Raw genomic sequence first — 22,662 nt, 5'->3', positions numbered from 1 at the left:
AGGGTTTGATTTCATCGATGGCGATGTGCGATCGCCTCCTATCAAAAATCACACAGGCGAGTGTCATCCCCTGATTTGGAGGGATGACATTTGATTCGACAGGTGAAAACCTGTCGAACTAGTTTAGTCAAAACTTGACGGATTAAACGCTTCGCGGTAACACACCCTACAATAGTTTTATATTAATAGGACTTACGCAAGACATCTTCTGAGTAAAGCATTGCCTAGCTGCAAAAGAATTTGACCATTATCTGGCTTAATTGTCAATGCCTGATGCTAAAGTTGGATTTCGAGTGATTTTCTACGAGACGGTAGGGGAACGCACGATAAGTTAATTTTACTCCCAATTAAATTTTCTGCCTAAGTAGTCTTCTAATTCTCGATTATAGGGTTGAAAAAATTCTGCTAACTGGTATCGTAAAGCATCAGGAACAGAATGATAAGACCCCAGATTGTAGTTACGATACTCAGTCAGTTGATAGTCTGGCAAGTTCAAAAAACGATGAACTTGCTTCATTGTAGATGATGGGTTGCTATAAAAATCTTCACTTTTGAGAATTAAAAGCTGTTCCTTTGGAAAAACATTCATCCATTTTTTGATAAAATAAACATACAGGCTCGGTATTGTATGTATTAATGAAATTTCTTCAAGTAAAGAGTCCTTGCTAAATTTTTTATTTTGGACGCTTAATGAATCCAAGTCTGGTCTTTCTTCCAGACGCTCAATACTAAATTTAAAAGTTTGTTCTAAAGAATTTTGTCCAATCCCTAAACGATTGAAAAGGTAAAAGGATGAAATTGCTCTATCAACAGGATTTCTGAGTAAAAAAATTAACTTAATATTGGGAAATAATTGAAAGATTTGTTGAGGATTTGCCCGACATAAATATGAGGGAGTTGCTTCGCCAGTTAAGTAATTATTATCTTGAATTGCCGGAAAATGGGCATAGTAATAATCCAGTCCTCGATCAAAAAAGTGAGAAAAAAAATTAATTTCTTTTTCAACAGCAGTAAGAACTTGAGGATGAGAAGTTAAATAACCGTAAATCGAAGTTGTTCCACACCTGGGTAAACCACAAATGATAAAATCTGGCTTTCGTGATTTTTGAGAATTCCAATGCTGTTTAGCAAGTTCTGGATGAGATGCCAATATCTGTTGATAACTCAAAGTTTTGTAACAAGCAATTGCTTCTTTTACTTTTCCTTGTTGAATCAGTAAAATACCCAATAAATATTGAGCGAATAAAAAAATTGGCTGATTTTTAATAGTTTGCTTGAGCAAATCAATTCCGAGTTGCAGATAATCAGGCTCGATTGATTGGTTAAATATATTTGAACAAAATAGAACGATACTTAAATCATAGTAATATAAATGACAAGTGGGATTAGATTGAATTGCTTTTAAGTAATAATCAAAAGCTCGGTTAAATTCAACTACATACTGATATTGTTTGCCAATTTTGTAGAAAGTTGTAGGATTGTCAGGCTTGATCAGTAGAGCCTTTTGATAGTGCGCGATTAAATTTTTTGTTTGCTTTTCTGGTAACATAAATAACCTTCCTTCTTAACTCATGTCAATTCAAAAATCCTCGCTTGCAGTTGCAAAACCTACGGTAACAGACACTTGCTTCGTTAATTTGACCGCGTTCTGCTAGTATATCTCCTAAGTATTTGTGCGACCAAGCGTAATCTGGATTTAGTTCGATCACATGTCGATAAGAAGCGATCGCTTCATCCCATTTCTGATCTTTTTCTAAAGTCTTTCCTAGCTCCAAGTGTATTTCAAAGTTGTCTGGGTGGAATTGAAGTGCGGTTTGATAAGTGGCGATCGCATCACAAAAGCGATTTTGTCGAACTAAAGCATTGCCTAACTGCAAATGGATTTGTGCATCATCTTGCTTAATTGTCAATGCCTGATGGTAAAGTTGGATATTATCGGGGTTAGAAGCGATGCGAGAGCGATAATAGCTCATTACTCCCTCTACTCCCTGAGTTTGTTGGAGATATGACTTTAGTTGTACCAATTCAGTTTGAGAGGTATGTAGCTGAGATTGAGATTGCTGTAGTTCTCCCTGAGTTTGTTGCAGTCCAGCTTGTGTTTGCTGTAGCTGAGTTTGCAACTGCTCAATTTGTATTTGAGTTTGTATCTGAACTTGTTGCAGACTTTCCCGATACTGCCCTATATCTGCTTTTGCTTGCAGGGTTTCAAGTTGTTGTGCTTCTAATTCTTGGTTTTTCTGGTCAAGTTGTGCTTGGAGGCTTTCCAACAAGGTCTGAGTCTGGTGCTTTTGGGGTGGCAATTTCTTATGTCGAGATGAGTCACTTGCAGGCTGAGTAGGAACCTTGAAAATATCTAATTCCTCTAGAATTCTATAAACTTCTTGACCGATTGGTTGATAAAGCTCTACAGGAAAATGGGCAAAATCGACCATATTTTTAGTTCTGGTTTGCTTTAAAACTTTATCTATATCAACGATCCAAAAGTTTAATTTTCTCGATAGTTCGACCAAAGCAAAGTTAAATTCTCGCCTTCGCAAGGTTTCAGGACGCTTAACAAACTGATAGTTATGGTTGATATTCCCAGGTTCAATAGTTAAAGTATTAAACACTAAAATATGAGCATTAGTAACTCCCTGAATCTGACTGATTAACTCAGTAAAACTTTCAATAAAAGCTTCTACCGTCATTCGCCCTAAACTGACAAAATGCTTCCGAAACCAATTGGCAGAAGATAAATCTCTTAACATCAAATCTATACGTTGATTGTTCCACCAACCGCTCGGATCGATTAGAAAGCCATGTTCCCGATGTTGATAAACCACTCTCGCCACGTCAGCAGCAATTGATAAAATCACTACTTGTTTAGGAAACTCTTCAAATCCATTACTATTAGAAGCCAAAAAATTTGACTTGAATAGTTGATTTTCAAAAAAATTACCGGGAAGATAAAATTTCTCCAAGACAGGGGCTAATAAATCTTGAGGATGATTTTTTAGACTTTGTAGCAGAATATCCGATCTAGATTTCTCAATCTGCCCTTCTTTGAGAATGCAGCAAGTTCCCTTCAATATAGGTTTAATTAAAGGAACACAGGAAAACGCCGATGGAAGATCACAACCCCCCATTATATAGATACCAATTTTATTTTCTCGTTGTGAATCCGACCAAAAAATAATATGGTTAGAATCCATATATTCTCCAGTCGCATTTCTCTCAATGTTTGTTTCCATAATAAATTTTATAATTAGTTACTAGCAGATATAATTAAACACAATTGAAGAAGAATACAGAATTCAGAATCAATCAATGGGGGATTCAAACCCGCCACTGATAGCGCTGTGCTATCCGCCAATCGTACAGAAAACATTGCTGAATTCTGACGACTGACTCCTGAATTCTGTTCGATAAAAGGAATTATACATAAATACCAGGATATGATATTATATTAGCTACAACTCGAAATGTACTAGCTTCTTCCAATTTAGATTCATTAATTTCTTCATTCATATCAGTAGTTATTATGGCTAATAATAGTCCTATTTCCTGATAAACAAACTCTTGTGCATAAATGCACCGTAAAAAACCCGTATCAGCAGAACACACACGGACGAGCATATCCAGTTTGTGAATTTTATCTGATGTCTTTTCCGGTTCTGCCAAGCTTGCAAGCACACTTTCAGGTGTCTCGAAAACAAGATTATTTTTCTCTTCTTCTACTTTGACTTCAAAGATATCATCTCCATAGTCGATTTTATCTCCTACTTCCTTGTACCACTGAATAAAAATTCCTCCTTCAGTGCCTTTGTTGATATAGGGCATGAGCAATTTAAACAACATTTTAATCTCTCCTGCGTCCGATTTGCTTAAGTAAGGGGCGATTCTCAAAAAAACCTACGTCTGTTATAACTCGTAAGAATTCTTGGCAAATAACCTGATAAGCTTCAAGTGAATAATCTAATGCTTTGGTAACGTGCTGCGCTGCACCCAATTCTGCTAACAGCAATTCAACATCAATAATGGAAATTCCTTCTTGCATGGAGAGCTTGAGCAAAGCCAAATTTAGCTTTTGAATTCTCAGGCGCAAGGTTTCACCAATTTTATGATAATTAGTAGTGCGATCGCTCGGATCGAAGTCGCAACAGTTATAACAGATAATATACGCACCTGTTGTTTCTTTCAGTAGTTGAACGATCTGACTAAAATTAGCTTGAGATTGCTCCGCAGACAGAAAAGCAGTGGGAGAAAAATACTGTTGAAATTCCAGTTTTTCAGTTTCAGACCAACGTTGTTCCCAATCTTCAGGAATATCAATCAGATATCCCGTTTCGTGATGTTTCCACAGGTTCTTGGTAATTTCCGCCTGGGTAGAAAAGACGATAATATCGATATCTGCTGCTAGCAAAAAACTAGGAGATTGTCCCGTTAACAAAGTTTCTAGCTGCTTCTTAGGTGGGAAGCTATCTAATTGTTCGGAAGTGTGCAATTCATTTGGGAAGGGAATTTCCCCCAACTGTTGCAACCAAAGGTCGGAACGTCCACCGGATTCGTAGATAATTTCAATTTGAAAAGCGCAATTATACTTTTCATTGATTAAATCTTGTAAACCTTTTTCTAGCTTTCTGCCTCCTTTTGTTGTTGGAAGTAGAGAATCCATAACATCGCGATCGCCCTTGACCAAAATACGAATATTTGGTTTACCGTCCATCTCGATCTGTTGCCTCGATGTTTTTATACTTTCCTGCTGGTCTTCCTTTCGGATCATCCAAACTGCCAATGCTGGTACTAGTTGGTCAGGGGATCTTCGCTCGATAACAGTTGTTTTTATTTCAGTAATCTCAAAGAATGGTGTAAAGGTAGCTTTTATGTAGGTGATCGCTTCCTTCCGGAACCTTTCCTCTTCCTAGAATTCTAGTCTAGAACCTCTAGTCGTAGCGTATAGGAGTAGAAACTTTGCGTTGGGGATGCACCAGGAAGCAACTGTTTTCACATAGTCTGAGGAAACGGCTTGAGAAATATTGTGAAAACAGCCCCGGTCAATTAGGCAATTAAATCGAGGTGAAGTCAAATGTTGGCGACAAATATCAACTATTTTGAAGTCTAGCTTGCCCTGAATTTCACCATGTGCCAACTTTGCCTTTTCTATAGCAGCTTCGGAATAATCAATCCCTAAGACTTTAAAGCCCTGTTGGGCAAGCCAAGCCGCTATTTCACCCGTACCACAACCAATATCTAGTACTGATGCTCTCGGTGAAAACCAGCCGCTATCAACTGCGTCTTGAACTTCTGGGGGAATTTTACTAATTCTCCAAGTAGGTGAAAATTCTACATTTGACCAGTTGGTTTCCCACCATCTTTTTCTCTCTTTGTATTCTTCTAAATGATGCTGTTGAACATTCATACAAATATCAATTCAGGAATTAGCTTGTTAATCTAATATTTCTCAGATCATTTCTTCAATAACCCTGAATTTATTAGAATTAATTTCTCTTCCGTTCAGCTTGGAGGCAATCGCCTGAAAGTTCTCAGGTCTGGTCGTCATTGTAGACCAGGTTGCCATCAATTCTTGTTCTAAAGCCCTTTCCATTTGAATCGTGGTTTTTGCCAGATCGCAGGCGCGATCGCTTGACTGATAGTGGGGAAGTGCTAAAGAACGAGCCACTTCTAACCTTCCTTGAAGCTGGCTGCTAAACAGTGCTTGATTATGAACCAAAGAACTAGGATTTTTGAAACTGCGGTCAATCGCCCAAGTCGCAGTGTAAGCAGAATACATTCCTAAAACAATGCCGATCGAGAAAATCGGATCTATAAATCCAGCAGCATCACCAATCAGGAAAAATCCCGGACCCGCTAACTGAGTGGAGCGATAGGAATAATCCTGAATTTTAGCAAAACTGCCTTCGCAGAATTGGGCATTTGCTAACAGGTCTTCTAGAATCGGTATTTCATAACACTTTTGCCTAAAATAAGACTCCCAAGAACCACCGTTCAATTGAACGTTTTTCATAAATTCCAGAGGAAGAACTAAACCTACACTGGTACTTTCTCTCAGAGGAATATGCCAAGACCATCCCCAATTTCCCGTCTCAGCAAAAGAACAAATAAATGTAGTTGGCAAAATTGTTCGCAAATTTTCCACCGAATGAGCTTTGCCATCAAGACCAATATACTTCGAGTTCTTAAAGTATCCCCACAAACTCATAAACCGAAAATCTGCGTCAATAGTGCGGATGCCCAATTGTTTCGCTATAACAGCATTTTGTCCGCTTGCATCAATAATAAACCGACAGGTTATCTTACCTAAAGTTTTGTCTTTGAGCAGACGGTAGGTGAGGCTTTGTTCTTGTTGTCCATCTTGCAAATCAACTGACAAAATCGACACTTCTTCAAAAACTTGTACTCCCTTATTTTTGGCATTTTCCAGTAATATTAAATCAAATCTGTCTCTCTCAACGTGCAATGCTTGGCGTGAGTAACCAAAATCCTTAAAGTCAATTTGCCGAATTAAGCCATTCCAAAAGGTTGTACCCCCTGCTTTCTGAATAAATCCTTCAGCAGCTATTTTGTCGCTTACTCGAGCTAAGTCAGCATACTTCCAAAATTGAGGAATAGTATTTTCTCCTATATGTTGGCGAGGGTACTTGCACCGTTCTAACAAAACTACATCGTATCCTTTTTGGCTTAGAAACGTGGCAGCCATGCTCCCAGCCGGTCCACCACCAATTACTACTACATCACAGCATTGAGGTATATTCATGTTTCGAGACTCCCAAGTTTTGACATCACTAACGACTTAACAGTATCGATAGTCTCAAAATTATCCAACATCACTTCATCTGGATTTATCTTGATATTAAACTGTTCTTCCATAAAACTAATCAATACAAATATTCCTAAAGAATCAATAATTTCTTCATCAATCAAAAGTGACTGATTATCTAAAACTATTTCTGGCTTATTGTACATAAATTCTTTAGATATCTGGCGTTTGAGGATTGCTTCTACCTCTTTTTCTGTATATTGTTGTGTTGGCATATCCTTAACTTTTAAAGTAATTGAAGATTGACTTTTCCAGTGGACGTTTTTGGCAAAGATGCCCGAAACTCTATAACAGCAGGAACCATATACTTAGGTAAATAGTTTGAGCAGAAACTCGCTAAATCCTGCTTTTGTACAATATCATAGGGAACCACAATAGCTTTGATGATATGACCAATTTGCTCATCAGGAATAGCTACGACTGCTACCTCTGCTACTTGTGGATGCTTGTATAATGTCGTCTCTATTTCCCCTAAATCGATGCGATAACCACGACTTTTAATTGTGCGATCGCGACGGCCTAAAAAAATGTAATCTCCATCTGGTTCTTGCCTGACTAAATCGCCAGTTCTGTAAACAAAGTTCTCCTTTTGATCTGCTGTTGCTGACTGAGAAGGCATATCGCACGAACGGAATAAAAAAACCTCCTTAGTCAAATCTAACCGCCCCCAGTAACCATGCATTAGCGATCGCCCACGCACGTAAAGTTCTCCCACTTCCCCAATTGTTGCTATTTCTCCCCTGTCATTAACAGCAAACACTTCATTCCCTGCACAGGCTTTACCAATAGGTAAGGCTGTGCTAGTAGATTCATCCGGAATCTTCTCAACTGGATAATAAGTACAAACGTTCGTTTCTGTAGGGCCGTAAAGGTTATAATATGTTGCCTGTGGTATGCATTCCATCAGTTGTCGCAAATATTTAACCGGAAAAACCTCACCTGCAAATAAAATAGCTCGTAAATTAGAGAAGTCACATCTTGGTAAATTTCCATGCAAAACCAACTGGATAAGAGCAGAAGGAACTGAGTACCAAATCGTGATTTGTTGTTGGGCAATAAATCTCGCTAAGTCAAGCGGAAAAACTGTTAATTTTTCAGGAACGATAATGACAGTACCGCCAGCTTTGAGTGTGGTAAAAATATCGAAAACTGATAAATCAAAGTGCAGAGGAGCGTGATTAGAAACGCGATCGCTATCACGCACCTGAAAACATTCACTAGACCAATTAACAAAGTTCAACGCCGCCCCATGACTAATTGTTACTCCTTTTGGAGTACCAGTTGAGCCGGAAGTGTATAAAATATACGCTATATCAATTTCACTTACTTCGTTGACAGGTAAAGAAGATAAAGGTGCTTGCAATACATCCTGCCAACTGATAAGTGTTTCGATTGTTCCTGAAATCTGGAAGGTATCTTCACCGACAATAATTGCTTGTCGAACTAGAGTGAATTTTGGTAATACCTGCTCTAAACTGAGAATTTTTTTAGCAGTAGATATCAACACCTCGATCTGGCAATCCTGAATAATAGATGCAACGCGCCGAACGGGAGCAGATGGATCAAGAGGAACGTATACAGCACCGGCTTTGAGAATGCCGAAAATTGCCGCTACCGCTTCAATCGATTTGTTGAGATAGATACCGATGCGATCGCCTTTTTCAACACCAGAACGCTTGAGAACCCAGGCTAACTGGCTCGAAACTGCGTCTAGATCCTGGTATGTTATGGCGCTGTTTTTATAGATAACCGCTGCTTTATCTGGGTATTTTTCGGCACTGATTTCTAAAAGCTGCTGTCGGAGATGTGACACAGTATTTTTACTTATAAACCCATAAATTGAGCAATAATTTGGCGCTGAATTTCCGATGTTCCCGAATAAACTCTGCTCCCTAAAGCATCTCGTAACTCTCGTTCTAGTTCGAGTTCTGTTAAATAACCATATCCCCCATGAATTTGAAGAGCATCTAAACAAGACTGCACCCAAGACTCGCTGATATAAAGTTTTGTCATAGCTGCTTCCATAAAAGCAGATTTACCCATTTGTTTTAGCCATCCAAATTTATACAGCAGTCCTCTAGCTGTTTCCAGACGAAGCTTCATGTCAACTAGCTTGCTAGAAATCTGTTGAAATTTCCCTATTGGCTGCTGAAATTGTTGCCGCTGTTTAGCATATTGAACGCATTGGTCTAGCAATCTTTCCATACTGCCAATAGCACTGGCAAGGATAAAGCCGCGTTCCCATTCCATACTGTGACTGAATATAGCCATCCCTGCACCTTCCTTTCCCAGACGATTACTCATAGGAATTTCACAATTATCTAACAGTAACTCAGCCATTTGTGCTGTTCTTAATCCCATTTTTGACATCTTTTTTTTAACGATGAAGCCTGGAAAATCTTTCTCTACTAAAAAACAAGTAATACCTCTTTTTCCTAAAGCAGGTTCTATGTTAGCAAAGACTAAAATGAGATTGGCGATCGTACCGTTAGTCACAAAAATCTTACTGCCATTTAAAACATATCTGTCTCCCTTTCTTGTAGCAGTAGTTTTGAGATTATACACATCAGAACCAGCTTCTGTTTCGGTTACTGCATGACCACCAATTATTTCGCCTTTTACAAGGCTAGGAAGATATTTAAGTTTTTGCTCTTGGGTGCCAAAGGTCAATATAGGAAATTCGCAAGCCCATATATGAGTCGCAATGGAGAACAACAAGCCGTTATCCTTACAACCGTAACCCAGACCTTCTAAAGCATAAATAGTTGTCAGACTATCTAATTCTTTTCCCCCATATTCTTGAGGAATTGGCATACCCATAATTCCCCATGCAGCACATTTGCGCCATCCCTCTAAATTAAATTCTTCTTGTAGGTCTAACTTAGTAATATCCTCTATTAATGATTTTTGAGCAAATTCAATTAACTTTTCTTTAATTTCAACTTGTTCTTTGAACGAGAACATAGTTATAAATACCTATAAAGTATTAAGATTTAAAGTTGCTAACTGATATTACATCAATTTAGAGTTACCTCGCTCATGGTTCCCTGATGTTTTCGGTCTTTAAGTCTTTTTATGGCAAAAATCGCTAAACTCCTTCAAACTTGTTCACCTGATGAAATATAGAGCTATTCTGAACATGGGTCAATACCTTCGACAATCTTTTTGACTTTAGTTTTGTACTTGCGTAATCCGTAAATACGCGAACTAAAGCAATGAACAAGTTTACACAACATTTTGCCTATCTAGTCAAGCTCCTGTTCATCATCATCTGGCAATGTTTCCATCTCTTGGGCAATGAGTGTCTGGAACTCCTCTCCACAGTGAACATTTAAATGAATTGTCGCAGCCAGCAAATCTGCCAGAATTTCAGCTTGTTGTCTAGCACTCAGATGAGGTGACTGAAGCTGATATATTAAGGCAGTGACATTTTCGCACTCTGCGCCTAGCTCCGTAATTAATGTACTCAGAGTAGAACTACCAACAGGAAGAGAGCGATGGCGAATCTGCATAGTTATTTCCCCAATCGTTTTAGTGCTTGCTGAATACCTTAACAATTATTCAAAGAGGACGCGATCGCTCTCATCACGAGGTTGTGCCTAGAGAGGCTAATTTGCTCACCTACGAACTATACCAAGAAGAGTTAAGAAAAATACAAGCTGTTCTAGAGGAATAGAGACATGGAAACTACACCCAAACTAACGTTTAAATACGGATGGGATGAAAGAGATGAGCTAGAAACGCCAATGAAAGGATGTAGAAGCGATGGCATGGTCAGCTTATCGGATGGCAAAGCCTATTCTGTTTATTTTATCGATCCCATCCGCTTGCAGCAAGATTTAGAAGCGGAGGTAGAATTGGATTCTCCTTTTTTGGCTCCACCAGGGTTGATTGTCATACCAGAGTTAACTAGAAGTGCAAAGGTATCGCACTAAATTATGTCTGCAAAAGATCTATTCCATGAAGCTGTAAAACGAGGTCTAGAGAAAGATCAATGGATGATCACCGATGATCCCTTAGAATTGGAATGGGAAGAAGTCAAAGTCAAAATTGATCTAGCGGCTGAACGGTTAATCGCAGCAAAACGGGGTGAAGAAAAAATCGCCGTTGAGATTAAAAGCTTTATTGGGACTTCAGCAATTAGCGACTTTCATACAGCTTTAGGGCAATTTCTTAACTACCGGATTATGCTGGAAGCAAAAGAACCCGATCGCCGACTTTATTTGGCAATACCGCTAGAAACCTATGATACTTTCTTTCAAAGCCAATTTGCTCAAGTGGTAAAACAGAGATATCAACTCAAACTAATTGTTTACGAACCAATAAATGAGGAGATCGTGCAATGGATAAACTAGAGCATTATCGCTTCTGCATCCAAACCCTTTTGGAAAAGCATAGCCAATATAAATCCCATGAAGAAGATATAGAAAGCGCACTATTTTTTGACCCAATACGCGATCGCTACCAACTGATGCGTGTCGGTTGGAAAGGCTTAAAGCGAATCTATTACACCGTCCTACACTTCGATATTAAAGACGGCAAAATTTGGCTTCAGCAAAATACCACTGATATCGATGTTGGTGAAGAACTATTGGCAATGGGTATTCCCAAAGAAGATATTATTTTAGGGCTGCATCCTCCCTACAAGCGTCCTTACACCAACTATGGTGTTGCTTAAAACCCAAGTATGGGGATTATCTTTTTACTTTTTACTTCTTAACTGATGTGATTCCGCTTCGGCTAACGGCTGCAACGCATCGAAATATCCCTGCTTCCACAATAGACATCTGGTGAAAATGAATGTAGAGACGTAGCAGTGCTACGTCTCTACAAGGATTCTGGATAACGCATATTTAATTTCTGGAGATGTCTAATTGCGCGCGCGTGAGTTTCAGGTTGGCATAATGTCGTCCAGTCGCAATTGTAAATTTGGAAACAGGAAAGAAGAAATCGGCTCTCCCAAGCGATATTGTTGCTGCTAGTACACCCCATTAACTAACTGACAAATGGTGAAAGTAGGTTGCTTGGGATTGCCGATAAATTGCAAACCGCCCAAGCCCCGAAAGTCCACAATCCAATATTCTGGGATATTCAAAAAAGCGTATTCTTCCACAATTCTTGCATAATCATCTTGCCAATTAGTGCTGACCACTTCAGCAATAAGCTTAATAGTATTACCTTTACATATCACTGGTTCTTTTTGCCACGATGAAAAGACAACTGAGGATGGTTCAGTTGTGAAGTACGCATGATAAGCGCCGATTCATTGAGGAGCCGGATGAGGTGAAAGTCTCACGTCCGGTTTTGAAGACCAACGGGGTTGGTGACAACCTCGTTGAGTTTACTAGTGTCAATCCGCAAATTTAACATTCCTTTCAAGGGGTGTTCTCAATACGCTTCGGTTAAGGTTTTTTGATTAAAATTTTAAATTCCAAAGACGCGATAAATCGCCGTCTCTACAATAATCATTCCTTTGTAGAGACGGCGATTTATCGCGTCTCTTCCCTTAACCGAACAGTATTGGAGGCGTTCTCAGTTAAATTACTGAACTTTATGTAAATAATCTTCAATTATTCTCTTTAAAAATGAATTTAACCCGGATTTCTACGCATTCTTGAGGGCTCAGTGCAGATGCTGAACGCTGAGTAAGTAGCAAAACTCATCTCTTAACACTTAGCTTTTGCCTATTTACCACTTTAATTTTTGCAATTGGTATAAACTTGCGGTATAAACCAACTAAAGAAAGCTGAGAATTTCGTGCAGCGATAGTCAAAACGAGCCTTTTGAAAACATCTATTAGGTTAGTAAGCCAGAATACCCAGGTTTAAGCTAAAATACTGAATTGCTTGTCCATTTAAAACTTAGCCACCATTTAATTTAAAACCAGTATCGCTATGCGTAATGTATTTCTTCAAGCCGAAAACCAACGAGAATTTGAAACTAAGGGCTATTCAACAATGCCAATGTTGTCTAGTCAGGAAGTTAACTTGGTTTTATCGGAATTACAATTAATGAAACCAGATAATAACTTTAATCCTGAAAGCTCCTCTGAACAACCTAGTTATCACTTAACAGATTTCGACGGTTATATAGAATATAAAATCAAAGCCAAACAATTAATTACGACTATTTTAGAACCTCACTTTAAAAATATATTTGATAATTACAAAATAATTACCACTGATTTTATTATCAAACCTCCAGGGAAAGGGAAGTTTCCTGTTCATCAAGATAGGACGTTTATTCTTGATCGAAAAAACTATACTTCATTAACTCTTTGGTGTCCTTTAGTAGATACTAATGAAGACAATGGGACTCTCCAAGTTGTGGAAGGCAGTCATAAAATTGTTCCTGATATTGTGAGTAGTACAGTTGACTTTTACTGTAAAAATTTTGAAGATGCAATTGTTGAAAAACATGGAAAACTCATCTGCTTAAAAGCAGGAGAATGTCTAGTTTTTGACCATAGTCTATTGCATTTTTCAGATGATAATCATACAGATCAGCCAAGATATGTCATGCAGGCTATATTAGTCCCTAGCGAAATAGATCCTGTTTTTTACTATTTTGATGTAAATGAACCAAAAAAAGGATTTGAAGTATTTCAGACTGAACCAGATTTTTTCGTGTTTCAAGATTTTTTTAAAAGACCATCTAATTTGAAAAGTTTAGGATTTATTGAAAATCAAAATAGGCTTCTCACAGAAGAAGAGTTCATTGAGAAAATGCAAAAACTTTCGCAGAGCCCAAAAGCAGGCTCTAGCTCCCTCATTTCAGTAAAACCTAGTGGATACAAACGACCTTTCTTTTATATACATGGTGCAGATGGTCACACTATCGATACCGTGTTGGGACAATACATCGATCCCGAACGTCCTTTTTATGGAATACGAGCAGTAGGACGAGATGGACAAGGGGTTCCCCATACTTGCGTAGAACAGATGGCGGCTTACTACATTCAAGAAATACAGACCGTTCAGCCTGAAGGCCCCTATCTTTTAGGCGGTCGTTGTACGGGAGGAAATATTGCTCTGGAAATGGCTCAACAGCTAAAAAAACGCGGTCATAAAGTCTTATTAGTAGTTATGGTAGATAGTCCAAAACCATTGCTTACAGAAGAAGAGAAAGTTGAGTATCCGAATGCAATAGCCCGCGAACAAATGAGGTGGAGAGGAAAGTTGATAAATGACGACTCCGATCCTAGGCCGATTGAAATTGACTTCAACCCCAAAGTTTTTGAGTATAACCTCCAGATTCCAGCCAATTACATACCACAGATATACTCAGGACGAGTTGTTTACTTTGCTGCTCAGGAGAGGAGTAAAGATTCTTTCATTTCCGAGCTATTGCAACCTAATGCTTGGAATCGTTGGGTTATTAATGGGGTTGAAGTTTATGAGGTTCCGGGAGATCACTTATCGATGACTAAAGAGCCTAATGTTCGTGTTTTAGCCGAAAAATTAAGTACCTGCTTAGATCGAGCAGAATGTGAAGATAAAACAATAGAGAGCAACGGAGAACAGTTTAGTATCGATCTGGAACTTGAAGATAAAGGATATACAGTTATTGATTTTCTTGAGGAAGATGAAGTACAAAGTCTTATTAGATTTTATAGAGAAAACTCAATCCCCAATGATATAATAGAGCCTTTTGTATCTGCGACTATATGTAGCTCAGACCTAGCCTATCGGCAACAAGTCATCCAACAAGCAAAAAAAATTTTTATTCCCAAATTAGAGATTTTATTTCCTAATCATAAAATAGCTATTTGCACTTTTATTAATAAAAAAACTAACAAGCTTTTCAGCGGAGTAACTCTGCATCAAGACCGATCTTTCGCAGATGAGATAAATTTAAAAACTTTTGGAGTTTGGTGTCCTCTCATTGACGTTAATGAGCAAAATGGCTGCTTTAATGTTGTTCAAAAAAGTCACTTGCTAAATTCAACGCCAAGGTCTTCTAATGGCTTTCCATATAGTCAGGAAGTTCTGTCTATAATGAAACAGGATTATCTTACCAATGTTCCGATGAAAGCCGGACAGGCTTTGGTATATGATAATCGCCTCTTTCATGGTTCTTGTCCTAACTCAACTAATGCTGAAAGAGTAGCACTTATCTGCGTTATAACCCCTAAAGATAGTCCAGTGCTGTTTTATTATCGAGATTCTCAAACATCTAATAAACTAGAAGTTTTTGAAGTAGACGATATGTTTTACGAGAGTTACATTCAAGGGGAAAAACCAGAAAATGCGGTAAGTCTAGGTGTCTTTGATTATCAAGTTGCACCAATAACACCAGAACAACTTGTGGAGTTTATGAATGCTCCAAAACCAAAAGCAGATAAAGACACTGGAATCAGGGAAAAGTTTTTATCATTTTTCAACTTGCTTCGAGGTAATGATTGGTGGTTTTATAAAATTCCACCGTTACTAGCTATTGCTTATGCCGAAATACTTTTACAAGCTACCCCGCCTCTGCAATCTATTATTACGCTGCTATCTCTAATAGCTTCCATGTTTTTTGTAGCTGCCTACGGTCATGTTGTCAATGACATTTTTGATATTGAAGTGGATTTGCAAGTGGGTAAGCATAATAGAATGGCTTCCCTCTCAAATTTACAGCGCATTTTCTTGAGTGCAAGTTTGGCAGTTGCAGGTTTAATGCCTTGGTTTTTTATTGGTATTAATGCTAAATCAACATTTTTACTTGCCACTATCTACGTACTGCTAACTATTTATTCTGCACCTCCCCTCAGACTAAAAGAAAGGGGTATTTGGGGGGTAATTACTGATGCGGCACAGGTACACGCTGTACCAACCCTGCTTGTTGCTACAGTCTTCTCTGATTTAGCCAGCATACCCCAACCGGAGAGCGCTACTTTCGCTACTGTAGCCACAGCTTGGGCATTTCTTGCAGGAATTAGAGGTATTGTTTTACATCAAATTTGGGATTGGGAAAATGATTTAAATTCGGGCGTGAAGACCTTGGTAACAAGCATCGGCGTAGACTCGGCTCGATTTGGCATAAGTTATATTGTCTTTCCATCGGAAATTTTCTTGCTATGTCTACTAATGTGGGCTATTTCTTACTTCGCTCCTTTAGTGCTAGTGTTCTTCATCCCTTATATTCTGTTAAGGATGATTAATATTAAATTGACATCAGGTGTATTTGACACTGCTCCGGTTCAGAAAGCCTACATACTACCCCATGATTTTTACGAAGTGTGTTTGCCTTTGGCTTTGACAATTCTGTTATCTGTCCGAGAAGTGTCATTTTTGAGTTTACTGGCGTTACATATAGCCCTATTTTATCCAGCGATCGCCCAAAGAGCGACTGAATTTAATCTTCCTTTTATTTCATATTCAAAGCTCATTGCAAAGTTAGTCAAGTTGCTGCGGAACGATCTTAATAGACAAGAAACTATTCAGCAACAACGGCAAGAGACGCTTGAAATTCCTACTACATTACCTGCTGATAAGTTTCAAGATAGCATCACTAAAGCTATAAATTTCTTAACTCAAGTCCAATTAGAAGATGGAGAGTTTCAGACTACCTTACCAAATGAAAATTTAAAGGCGATTTGTGGAACTCTTGGCTTGAAGCAAGAAGCAACAGAAAAATTAGTTTTTGATAGTTCCCCCTTTGTAACTTCACTTGTAATTTATTCTCTAAGTTTTCTAAGCTATGAAAGTAAGGTGCAACAACTAATCGCAAGAGGATTAAGCTTTCTATCAAAAGAAATGGAATCAGGTGGATTGTGGAGGTATTGGTCATCAAAAAATCAAAAGCATTATGTTGCGCCTCCTGACTTGGATGATATTTGCTGCGCGTCTTATGTTTTGAGGATGAATGGTATACCAATTCAGCCGAATACTGCAATCATTATTGGCAACAGAAACCGACAGGGATTATTTTACACTTGGCTACTTCCTAGATATGTCAGAGGAATTATTCTAAATTTAGTGACGTTAGGAAAACGATTTTCTTGCCTAGATGAATTCTGGCAATTGACTAACAAAGATGATATTTGCTGTGTAGTCAACGCTAATGTTTTGTTATATCTAGGAGAAAATATACAGACCCAAAAGGCAGTTGAGTATTTAACTAGCGTTGTTCTTCAAGGAACCGAAGACGATAATACATCATTCTATAATCACAAGTTAAGTTTCTACTATATGCTTTCAAGAGCATATTTTAATGGTGTAAATTCCCTTCGAGGAATAATAGCTCCAGTCACTAATAAAATTTTCAGTTTACAGAAAGCTGACGGATCATTTGGTGACGAGTTACTGACAGCTTTAGCCGTATGTACGTTGCTGAATTTCAATTGTCAAACCCTCAGCTTAGATAAAGCTATTGATTTTTTACTCAAAACTCAACAATCTGATGGTTCTTGGCAGAGAATTCCTATGTATGGTGGTAAAACAGATAAAAAGACATTTGGCTCGGCGGAATTAACAACTGCCTTTTGTATAGAATCTTTGAGCAGATATCGCTTGCTAGACAGAGTGGGGAATTGGCAACAAAGTAGAGCAGAACTGCAACAAGTTCAAGAAGAATTCAAACAATCTCAGTCTCAACTGTACATCACACAAACTGAATTGGCACAATCTCAATCTGAACTACATGCCTCTAAAACTGAATTTGTAAAATCTCAGTCGGATTTACAATATACTCAAAACCAATTGCAACAAACTCAAACTGAATTGACACAATCTGAATCTGAATTACAGACCTCGCAAACTGAATTAGCACTACTCAAATCTTATCTCCAACAAACTCAGGGAAGCGAGGGAATAATCAACTATTATCGCTCTCGCATCGCATCCAACCCCGACGATATTCAACTTTACCATCAGGCATTGACAATTAAGCCAAATGATGCTCAAATTTCTTTGCAGTTAGGCAGTGCTTTAGTTCTACAAAATCGCTTTGATGATGCGATCGCCATTTATCAAACCGCACTTCAATTTCACCCAGACAACTTTGAAATCCACTTGGAGTTAGCAAAGGCTTTAGAAAAAGAGCAGAAATGGGAAGATGCGTTGGCGCAGCCCGCCGCAGGCATCGCTGCTTATCGACGTGCGATCGAACTGAATCCAGATTACTCTTGGTCGCACAAACACTTAGGCGATATCTTAGCAGAACAAGGTCAAATTAACGAAGCAAGTCTCTGTTACCGTCGGGCTTTACAGTTAGAACCAAGAATTTTCTGATTTTAATTAAGCGGCAAAAAACAGATGCGATCGCTTCCTGCACAAACACTTAGGAGATATTTTAGCAGAACGAGGTCAGCTTAATGATGCAAGTACCTCTTACCGCCGTGCCTTACAGCTTCAACCGAGAATTTTTTGAATGTAACCAAAAACAACAATTGAAGAAGAATTCAGCTATTCTGAATTCAGGAGTCAGAATCAATCAGTGGGGGATTCAGACCCGCCACTGATTGAAGACCACTAAATCTTCGATTTAGTGGGGGTCTTAAACCCCTTGATTCATCCGCCAGTCGCACAAAAAACATTGCTGAATTCTGGCTCCTGACTCCTGAATTCTGTTTTGATCAAACAGTTTGGCGGTTTCTGAAGCTCGAAGGGCAATGCGCGTCCATTGACGCAGCAGGGGTGAGTGTCATGTCTATCCTGGCTCGAAAGCGGTATCATTGTGAAATATAGCCAGAGTTCGTGTAGGCAAGCATAGTAAAATTTTGTCAACAGATATGCCCCAGTCGATCGCCACAATTTCGCTTGCAGAGTTTCTCGCTCAACCCAATATTGAGGCTTCTCCTGCATGGGAATTAATTGATGGGCGAACCGTACAAAAAACAATGCCAACCCTCTTTCACTCACGGCTACAACGCAACCTTGTCAATTATATCAACGATCGCACCGATGAATTTGAAGCCGTGCAAGAGCTACGCTGCATCGTACCTCCCTACTCCCCAGTGCCAGATATTGCGATCGTTGCCTGCCATCGCCTGACTGATGAGGACGGCCCATTTGATGGAGCGCCAGATTGGTTAATTGAAATTCGCTCACCCGACCAAAGCACCCTAGACTTACAAAACAAGATTCTCCACTGCCTCAGCAACGGAACACAACTAGCCTGGTTAATCGACCTCGCTCGTCAGCAGATTTGGGTCTGGCAAGGAGATGACTTACCCATAGTCTTTGCAGGAGCAGACTTTCTGCCAAGCTTAGGCATTCTCCCCGAACTTACAGTTAATGCTTTAATGGCTATGACTCGCCGACAATAGCTCGTTTCTTCTCAGTCGCTCAGTCACCGAACAAGGCAAAAGTAAAAAGTAAAAAGTAAAAAGGCACTCATAAAGAAAAAGAAAAATGGTTTGAGAGCAACTAAATTTATTTATCGAATGAAATAAAAACATTTATGACTCTCCGAGAAGCCGCTATGCGTCCCTTGCGCGTCTAGTAGAGAGAAATAATATCATGTCCGCTTGATTACTTACTAATACAAAACTATAGGTTTCAACTTGGACAGGGTTTAAATACATCCCGCATCAAATCTGTTGATCGCAAACTCATCTTGTTGTCTTACCAGACATTAATTGAAAGCGGCGGGAAACTCCATCTCAAGAGTGGGTGGAGAGGGACAGCCGCCCCGCCACTTCGGGCATAGGGCATTGGTAACTTCTTCCCCATGCCCCATGCCCAAAAACTCCATCCCAAGAGTGGGTGGAGTTTCTAACTGTAGAGGTATTGCAATGCAACGTAATCTATATACATCATACATCCATCAAATCTTCATAAATAAACCTTAACTGAGTGGTATTACTTTATACGGCAGCTTTTGGAACTAAGACAGATTGCTGTCGTCTATTAGATCAATATAACAATATTGATTGCTCTAAAAAAATCTGGAGCATTAATTAAAATGAAAACCCTTAGGCTACTTGCAATTATTCCTACAGCTTTGGCGATGAGTTTGGTTTTTACTGAGGCTAATTTGGCACAGACACCAACAATCCAAATTAATCGGAATCTCCAACCAGATCCACTGATTTTGAAAGGAAAATCTGGGGGAACTGTCAAAAGTAATTGTGGCAATATTACCACTGAACCTAATCAAGTTATCCAAGTTACAGAGTCACTACCTTATTTGCGATTAACAGCGGAAAGTCAAGGAAAGCCAACGCTGCTGATCGACGGGCCAGGGGGACGCTTTTGTGTACAACCAGATAGTTACTCTGGAGGTAAGTCAGAACTTTCTGGTTACTGGCAGACAGGAAAATACTTGCTATATGTAGGTGAACTATCCCAACGAGAGTATAACTACACCATCTCAATCTCGCAAAAAAAGAAATAGTCATTAGCAGTAAACCAAAAAGTTTTTCTCCAAAGAGCGATCGCTAAAATACTTATATTTTTTAATACTTGATGATACACAATTCTCTAACCAGCAGACATAGTAAGGTGGTAATCGCAAAGACTTAGTTTTTTGTCACGGGTGCGTAAATTCTATGTTAGTTAGATTTCAAAGTTGGGAAGAATGTATTTAGTGAAACTACGCAAGCAACGCTAACTTACAATATGAGGCTTTAATCAGTATGAGTTCTGATTTTCAACCGCCACCTAAGAGCTTGTCCATACTAGCTTCTGTAGGAGGAGTAGTTACCGCTGTAATCGCGATCGCAATTTTAAATACTTGGTCTAAGCAACTTTCCAAGACTTCTATAGAAAAACCGGAAATATCAGCATCCGAAACTGCTTCACGCCAATTGCTACAACCAAGGAAACCCCAAACCCAAAGCCCTGTCTCTGGTGCTAAAGCAGCGGAAATAGTTGCCAGCCTGGATGCGAAATCTGTAGTTTTGCCAGGTCAACCCATTCCTAAGAACCAATTAACAGTAGCTATAATCCCATACACGGCTCCGGGAGTTGGAAAACTGACCCCTGAGGAGATAAAAACTGCGCGTCAGGCTTGGTCATACTTCCAGCGCAATTGGAACGATGAAACTGGCTTGATCAATTCTGTAGATGGTTTTGCCTCTATCAGTATGTGGGATCAGACAGCAGCGATCGCAGCCTTAGTCAGCGCTAGAGAACTCAATATCGTGCCTGCGGCTGAATTTGATGCCAAAATGACCAAAATGTTGAATACATTAGCGTCTATATCCCTGTATAAAGGAGAACTACCTAACAAGGTCTACAATGCTAAAACTCTCGTACCTGTTAATTATGGTCAACTAGAAAAACGCGAAGAAATTGGTTGGTCAGCCATCGATTTGGGGAGAATGGCAATCTGGCTGAAGATTGTCGAGGCAAAGTATCCAGAAATGCGATCGCAAACAGCAGCAGTTTGGAAACATTGGCAAGTTAAGCGTCTAACCAAAAATGGCCAAATGTACGGTACTGCTGTCATCGGAGGTAAAGAACAGTATAACCAAGAAGGTCGCTTGGGCTATGAGAATTATGCCGCCTATGGTTTGAAACTATGGGGCTTGGATGTTAAACAAGCCTTAGATTATCAGTCCCATACTGCCTTTGTTGACCTTTACGGACAGGGAATTCCTTACGATAAACGCGATTATAAAAACTCTGGAGCTAATAATTACGTTCTGAGCGAACCCTATATCTTAGATGGCATTGAAACTGGGTTTCAAGCTTTGCCTAAAGTCTATGCCGATCGGATTTTAGCTGCTCAAGCAGCGCGTTATGAAGCCACAAAACAATTAACTGCCGTCACCGAAGACAATTTAGATCGCCCTCCATACTTTGTTTACAGCAGCCTATTTGTCAACGGAGAACCTTGGGCAACCATTGCAGATACCAGAGAAAAACACAACGATTTGCGATTCCTCAGCGCCAAAGCTGCGATCGGCTGGCATGTACTTTATAACACTGCATACACGCAGCAATTATTTGATTTCGTTCAAGGCAACCTCAAATCAAAAGATGGCTGGTACAACGGTTTTTATGAATCTCTGCGTCAGCCAAATAAAACTCTCACCGCTAATAATAATGGCGTAATTTTAGAAAGTTTGCTGTATAAACAAGTTGGACAACCGCTCACCGTTTGGGCAGGAGTCAAAAGCCAGAAGTCAACCAAAAGGGCTATCAGAACACCGCAAGTTACAGCTAAAATTCTCAGACCATGAAAAAACTGGCGTTGCATACTAGAGGCCATCTACTGTGCAATGTCCATATTTTACCCACATAAGTCTATTCAGTAACGCCACCTTATGGCAAAAGTCTCTGAACGGACACTGAAATATCTGTAAATGCCAATGGTGTAATCGTTCCTTGCGTAAGAGTATATTCTTCAACATACTTACCATTTTGAGGATTTCTGAACACAATCATCTGTCTAGCAGATAAATTTAAAACCCAATATTCTTGAATCTCAGCCGCCGCATAAATCGCAGCCTTGATCTCCAAGTCCTTGCTTAAGCTAGTCTTGGCAACTTCTACAATCCAGAATATATCTTGAGGAGCAGGATGGCGATCGCTGTAAGATGACTCTGGAAGTCGAACAATGGCAATATCAGGTTCGGGTTCCGAGTCGGATAGTGTAATAGGCCCATTGAAGCGGACATCAGCTTTATCTGAGAGCAATTCTTCTAAATATTTTGCACCTCGTTTTGCTGTGGTGTAGTGAATTGGGGTTTCTGGACTCATCTCAACAATTTCGCCTGCTAGCAGTTCCAGATGACGACCACGCAGAATGCCCGCCTCAACCATGCGATGATAGTCGTCTACAGACCATTTAGCCAGGGTTTTCATAGCAGAATTGCTCACCAAACACCTCGCCCCGTGGAAGCCCCCGGATTCATCCGTGGGGGCAAGGGGCAGGCGAATTTATTCGCCGTCACGTCTTTAAAAACCATA

The 22,662-nt window shown here is 39.4% G+C and carries 21 protein-coding genes and 1 pseudogene; 9 read left to right on the top strand and 13 right to left on the bottom strand.

All coding sequences use genetic code 11. The annotated features are described in order from the left end of the window. Nucleotides 1–337: 337 nt before the first annotated feature. From V7K67_RS21150 to V7K67_RS21105, 10 genes are all read right to left on the bottom strand, one after another. Nucleotides 338–1,549 carry a sulfotransferase family protein gene (locus tag V7K67_RS21150; protein WP_334733888.1) on the bottom strand — a complete coding sequence of 404 codons (1,212 nt, stop codon included), beginning with the start codon at nt 1,547–1,549 and terminating at the stop codon, nt 338–340. A gap of 25 nt (nt 1,550–1,574) precedes the next feature. Next, entirely contained in the window at nt 1,575–3,230 is a 1,656-nt protein-coding gene (locus V7K67_RS21145) for a tetratricopeptide repeat protein (protein WP_335168265.1), read from the bottom strand. Between the two features lie 184 nt (nt 3,231–3,414). After that, entirely contained in the window at nt 3,415–3,837 is a 423-nt protein-coding gene (locus tag V7K67_RS21140) for a hypothetical protein (protein ID WP_334803586.1), read from the bottom strand. Between the two features lies 1 nt (nt 3,838). Further along, the gene (locus V7K67_RS21135; protein ID WP_335168263.1) at nt 3,839–4,762 is read right to left on the bottom strand and encodes a hypothetical protein; all 924 of its coding nucleotides are present in this window, start codon (nt 4,760–4,762) and stop codon (nt 3,839–3,841) included. 138 nt (nt 4,763–4,900) lie between these two features. Next, complete coding sequence (locus V7K67_RS21130; protein WP_334733358.1) at nt 4,901–5,398, bottom strand: class I SAM-dependent methyltransferase; 498 nt, start codon at nt 5,396–5,398, stop codon at nt 4,901–4,903. A 42-nt stretch (nt 5,399–5,440) separates the two neighbouring features. Continuing rightward, the gene (locus V7K67_RS21125) at nt 5,441–6,754 is read right to left on the bottom strand and encodes an NAD(P)/FAD-dependent oxidoreductase (RefSeq protein WP_334803584.1); all 1,314 of its coding nucleotides are present in this window, start codon (nt 6,752–6,754) and stop codon (nt 5,441–5,443) included. Further along, on the bottom strand, nt 6,751–7,032 hold the full coding sequence (locus tag V7K67_RS21120) for an acyl carrier protein (RefSeq protein WP_334733360.1): 282 nt from the start codon (nt 7,030–7,032) through the stop codon (nt 6,751–6,753). Before V7K67_RS21120 ends, V7K67_RS21125 begins: the two co-directional genes overlap by 4 nt. An 11-nt stretch (nt 7,033–7,043) precedes the next feature. After that, nucleotides 7,044–8,630: an amino acid adenylation domain-containing protein gene (locus V7K67_RS21115; protein ID WP_334733361.1), complete on the bottom strand. Its 1,587-nt coding sequence runs from the start codon at nt 8,628–8,630 to the stop codon at nt 7,044–7,046. 11 nt (nt 8,631–8,641) lie between these two features. Continuing rightward, entirely contained in the window at nt 8,642–9,781 is a 1,140-nt protein-coding gene (locus tag V7K67_RS21110) for an acyl-CoA dehydrogenase family protein (RefSeq protein ID WP_335168260.1), read from the bottom strand. A 281-nt stretch (nt 9,782–10,062) separates the two neighbouring features. After that, entirely contained in the window at nt 10,063–10,329 is a 267-nt protein-coding gene (locus V7K67_RS21105; RefSeq protein ID WP_335168258.1) for a hypothetical protein, read from the bottom strand. 26 nt (nt 10,330–10,355) lie between these two features. Here V7K67_RS21105 and V7K67_RS21100 point away from each other — a divergent pair, with 26 nt between their 5' ends. Genes V7K67_RS21100 through V7K67_RS21085 form a run of 4 tightly spaced genes read left to right on the top strand, consistent with a single transcriptional unit; the run spans nt 10,356 to nt 11,495 of the window. Beyond that, complete coding sequence (locus V7K67_RS21100) at nt 10,356–10,493, top strand: hypothetical protein (RefSeq protein ID WP_334733364.1); 138 nt, start codon at nt 10,356–10,358, stop codon at nt 10,491–10,493. Between the two features lie 4 nt (nt 10,494–10,497). Then, a complete protein-coding gene (locus V7K67_RS21095) occupies nt 10,498–10,752 on the top strand; it encodes a hypothetical protein (RefSeq protein WP_334733365.1) in 255 nt (84 codons plus the stop codon). A gap of 3 nt (nt 10,753–10,755) precedes the next feature. Further along, complete coding sequence (locus tag V7K67_RS21090; RefSeq protein ID WP_334709164.1) at nt 10,756–11,172, top strand: XisH family protein; 417 nt, start codon at nt 10,756–10,758, stop codon at nt 11,170–11,172. After that, nucleotides 11,160–11,495 carry a XisI protein gene (locus V7K67_RS21085; RefSeq protein ID WP_334709163.1) on the top strand — a complete coding sequence of 112 codons (336 nt, stop codon included), beginning with the start codon at nt 11,160–11,162 and terminating at the stop codon, nt 11,493–11,495. The genes V7K67_RS21090 and V7K67_RS21085 overlap by 13 nt, the downstream gene beginning before the upstream one ends. Nucleotides 11,496–11,708: 213 nt before the next feature. On the opposite strand, the pseudogene V7K67_RS21080 reads toward V7K67_RS21085, so the two are convergent. Then, nucleotides 11,709–12,023 (bottom strand): annotated as a pseudogene (locus V7K67_RS21080) (Uma2 family endonuclease); the annotation flags it as partial. A 688-nt stretch (nt 12,024–12,711) separates the two neighbouring features. Between V7K67_RS21080 and V7K67_RS21075 the strand changes: the two are divergent. The 3 genes from V7K67_RS21075 to V7K67_RS21070 all read left to right on the top strand — a co-directional run bounded on the left by V7K67_RS21075 (nt 12,712) and on the right by V7K67_RS21070 (nt 19,070). Continuing rightward, the gene (locus V7K67_RS21075) at nt 12,712–18,033 is read left to right on the top strand and encodes a phytanoyl-CoA dioxygenase family protein (protein ID WP_335168254.1); all 5,322 of its coding nucleotides are present in this window, start codon (nt 12,712–12,714) and stop codon (nt 18,031–18,033) included. 37 nt (nt 18,034–18,070) lie between these two features. Next, complete coding sequence (locus V7K67_RS34480) at nt 18,071–18,172, top strand: tetratricopeptide repeat protein (protein ID WP_442943888.1); 102 nt, start codon at nt 18,071–18,073, stop codon at nt 18,170–18,172. Between the two features lie 349 nt (nt 18,173–18,521). Then, complete coding sequence (locus V7K67_RS21070; protein ID WP_334733367.1) at nt 18,522–19,070, top strand: Uma2 family endonuclease; 549 nt, start codon at nt 18,522–18,524, stop codon at nt 19,068–19,070. Between the two features lie 308 nt (nt 19,071–19,378). Here the strand turns inward: V7K67_RS21070 and V7K67_RS21065 are convergent, their stop codons facing one another. Further along, the gene (locus V7K67_RS21065; RefSeq protein WP_334733368.1) at nt 19,379–19,567 is read right to left on the bottom strand and encodes a hypothetical protein; all 189 of its coding nucleotides are present in this window, start codon (nt 19,565–19,567) and stop codon (nt 19,379–19,381) included. Between the two features lie 141 nt (nt 19,568–19,708). Here V7K67_RS21065 and V7K67_RS21060 point away from each other — a divergent pair, with 141 nt between their 5' ends. Continuing rightward, nucleotides 19,709–20,140, top strand: a complete 432-nt coding sequence (locus tag V7K67_RS21060; protein ID WP_334711107.1) for a hypothetical protein — start codon at nt 19,709–19,711, stop codon at nt 20,138–20,140. 241 nt (nt 20,141–20,381) lie between these two features. After that, the gene (locus tag V7K67_RS21055; RefSeq protein WP_335168250.1) at nt 20,382–21,932 is read left to right on the top strand and encodes a DUF3131 domain-containing protein; all 1,551 of its coding nucleotides are present in this window, start codon (nt 20,382–20,384) and stop codon (nt 21,930–21,932) included. Between the two features lie 82 nt (nt 21,933–22,014). On the opposite strand, the gene V7K67_RS21050 is transcribed toward V7K67_RS21055, so the two are convergent. Then, nucleotides 22,015–22,557 carry a Uma2 family endonuclease gene (locus V7K67_RS21050; protein WP_334733370.1) on the bottom strand — a complete coding sequence of 181 codons (543 nt, stop codon included), beginning with the start codon at nt 22,555–22,557 and terminating at the stop codon, nt 22,015–22,017. Between the last annotated feature and the right edge of the window lie 105 nt (nt 22,558–22,662).

It is taken from the genome of Nostoc sp. (assembly GCF_036917155.1).
GTDB lineage: Bacteria > Cyanobacteriota > Cyanobacteriia > Cyanobacteriales > Nostocaceae > Nostoc.
This window is presented reverse-complemented; position numbering and strand designations above follow the sequence as displayed.

Bases quoted from the DNA above. Each gene is read 5' to 3' on its own strand.
- V7K67_RS21125 (WP_334803584.1), bottom strand. From the start codon at position 6,754: ATGAATATACCTCAATGCTGTGATGTAGTAGTAATTGGTGGTGGACCG.
- V7K67_RS21095 (WP_334733365.1), top strand. From the start codon at position 10,498: ATGGAAACTACACCCAAACTAACGTTTAAATACGGATGGGATGAAAGA.
- V7K67_RS21105 (WP_335168258.1), bottom strand. From the start codon at position 10,329: ATGCAGATTCGCCATCGCTCTCTTCCTGTTGGTAGTTCTACTCTGAGT.
- V7K67_RS21130 (WP_334733358.1), bottom strand. From the start codon at position 5,398: ATGAATGTTCAACAGCATCATTTAGAAGAATACAAAGAGAGAAAAAGA.
- V7K67_RS21065 (WP_334733368.1), bottom strand. From the start codon at position 19,567: ATGTATGATGTATATAGATTACGTTGCATTGCAATACCTCTACAGTTA.
- V7K67_RS21090 (WP_334709164.1), top strand. From the start codon at position 10,756: ATGTCTGCAAAAGATCTATTCCATGAAGCTGTAAAACGAGGTCTAGAG.
- V7K67_RS21145 (WP_335168265.1), bottom strand. From the start codon at position 3,230: ATGGAAACAAACATTGAGAGAAATGCGACTGGAGAATATATGGATTCT.
- V7K67_RS21075 (WP_335168254.1), top strand. From the start codon at position 12,712: ATGCGTAATGTATTTCTTCAAGCCGAAAACCAACGAGAATTTGAAACT.
- V7K67_RS21060 (WP_334711107.1), top strand. From the start codon at position 19,709: ATGAAAACCCTTAGGCTACTTGCAATTATTCCTACAGCTTTGGCGATG.
- V7K67_RS21085 (WP_334709163.1), top strand. From the start codon at position 11,160: ATGGATAAACTAGAGCATTATCGCTTCTGCATCCAAACCCTTTTGGAA.
- V7K67_RS21120 (WP_334733360.1), bottom strand. From the start codon at position 7,032: ATGCCAACACAACAATATACAGAAAAAGAGGTAGAAGCAATCCTCAAA.
- V7K67_RS21150 (WP_334733888.1), bottom strand. From the start codon at position 1,549: ATGTTACCAGAAAAGCAAACAAAAAATTTAATCGCGCACTATCAAAAG.
- V7K67_RS21140 (WP_334803586.1), bottom strand. From the start codon at position 3,837: ATGTTGTTTAAATTGCTCATGCCCTATATCAACAAAGGCACTGAAGGA.
- V7K67_RS21135 (WP_335168263.1), bottom strand. From the start codon at position 4,762: ATGATCCGAAAGGAAGACCAGCAGGAAAGTATAAAAACATCGAGGCAA.
- V7K67_RS21055 (WP_335168250.1), top strand. From the start codon at position 20,382: ATGAGTTCTGATTTTCAACCGCCACCTAAGAGCTTGTCCATACTAGCT.
- V7K67_RS21110 (WP_335168260.1), bottom strand. From the start codon at position 9,781: ATGTTCTCGTTCAAAGAACAAGTTGAAATTAAAGAAAAGTTAATTGAA.
- V7K67_RS21050 (WP_334733370.1), bottom strand. From the start codon at position 22,557: ATGAAAACCCTGGCTAAATGGTCTGTAGACGACTATCATCGCATGGTT.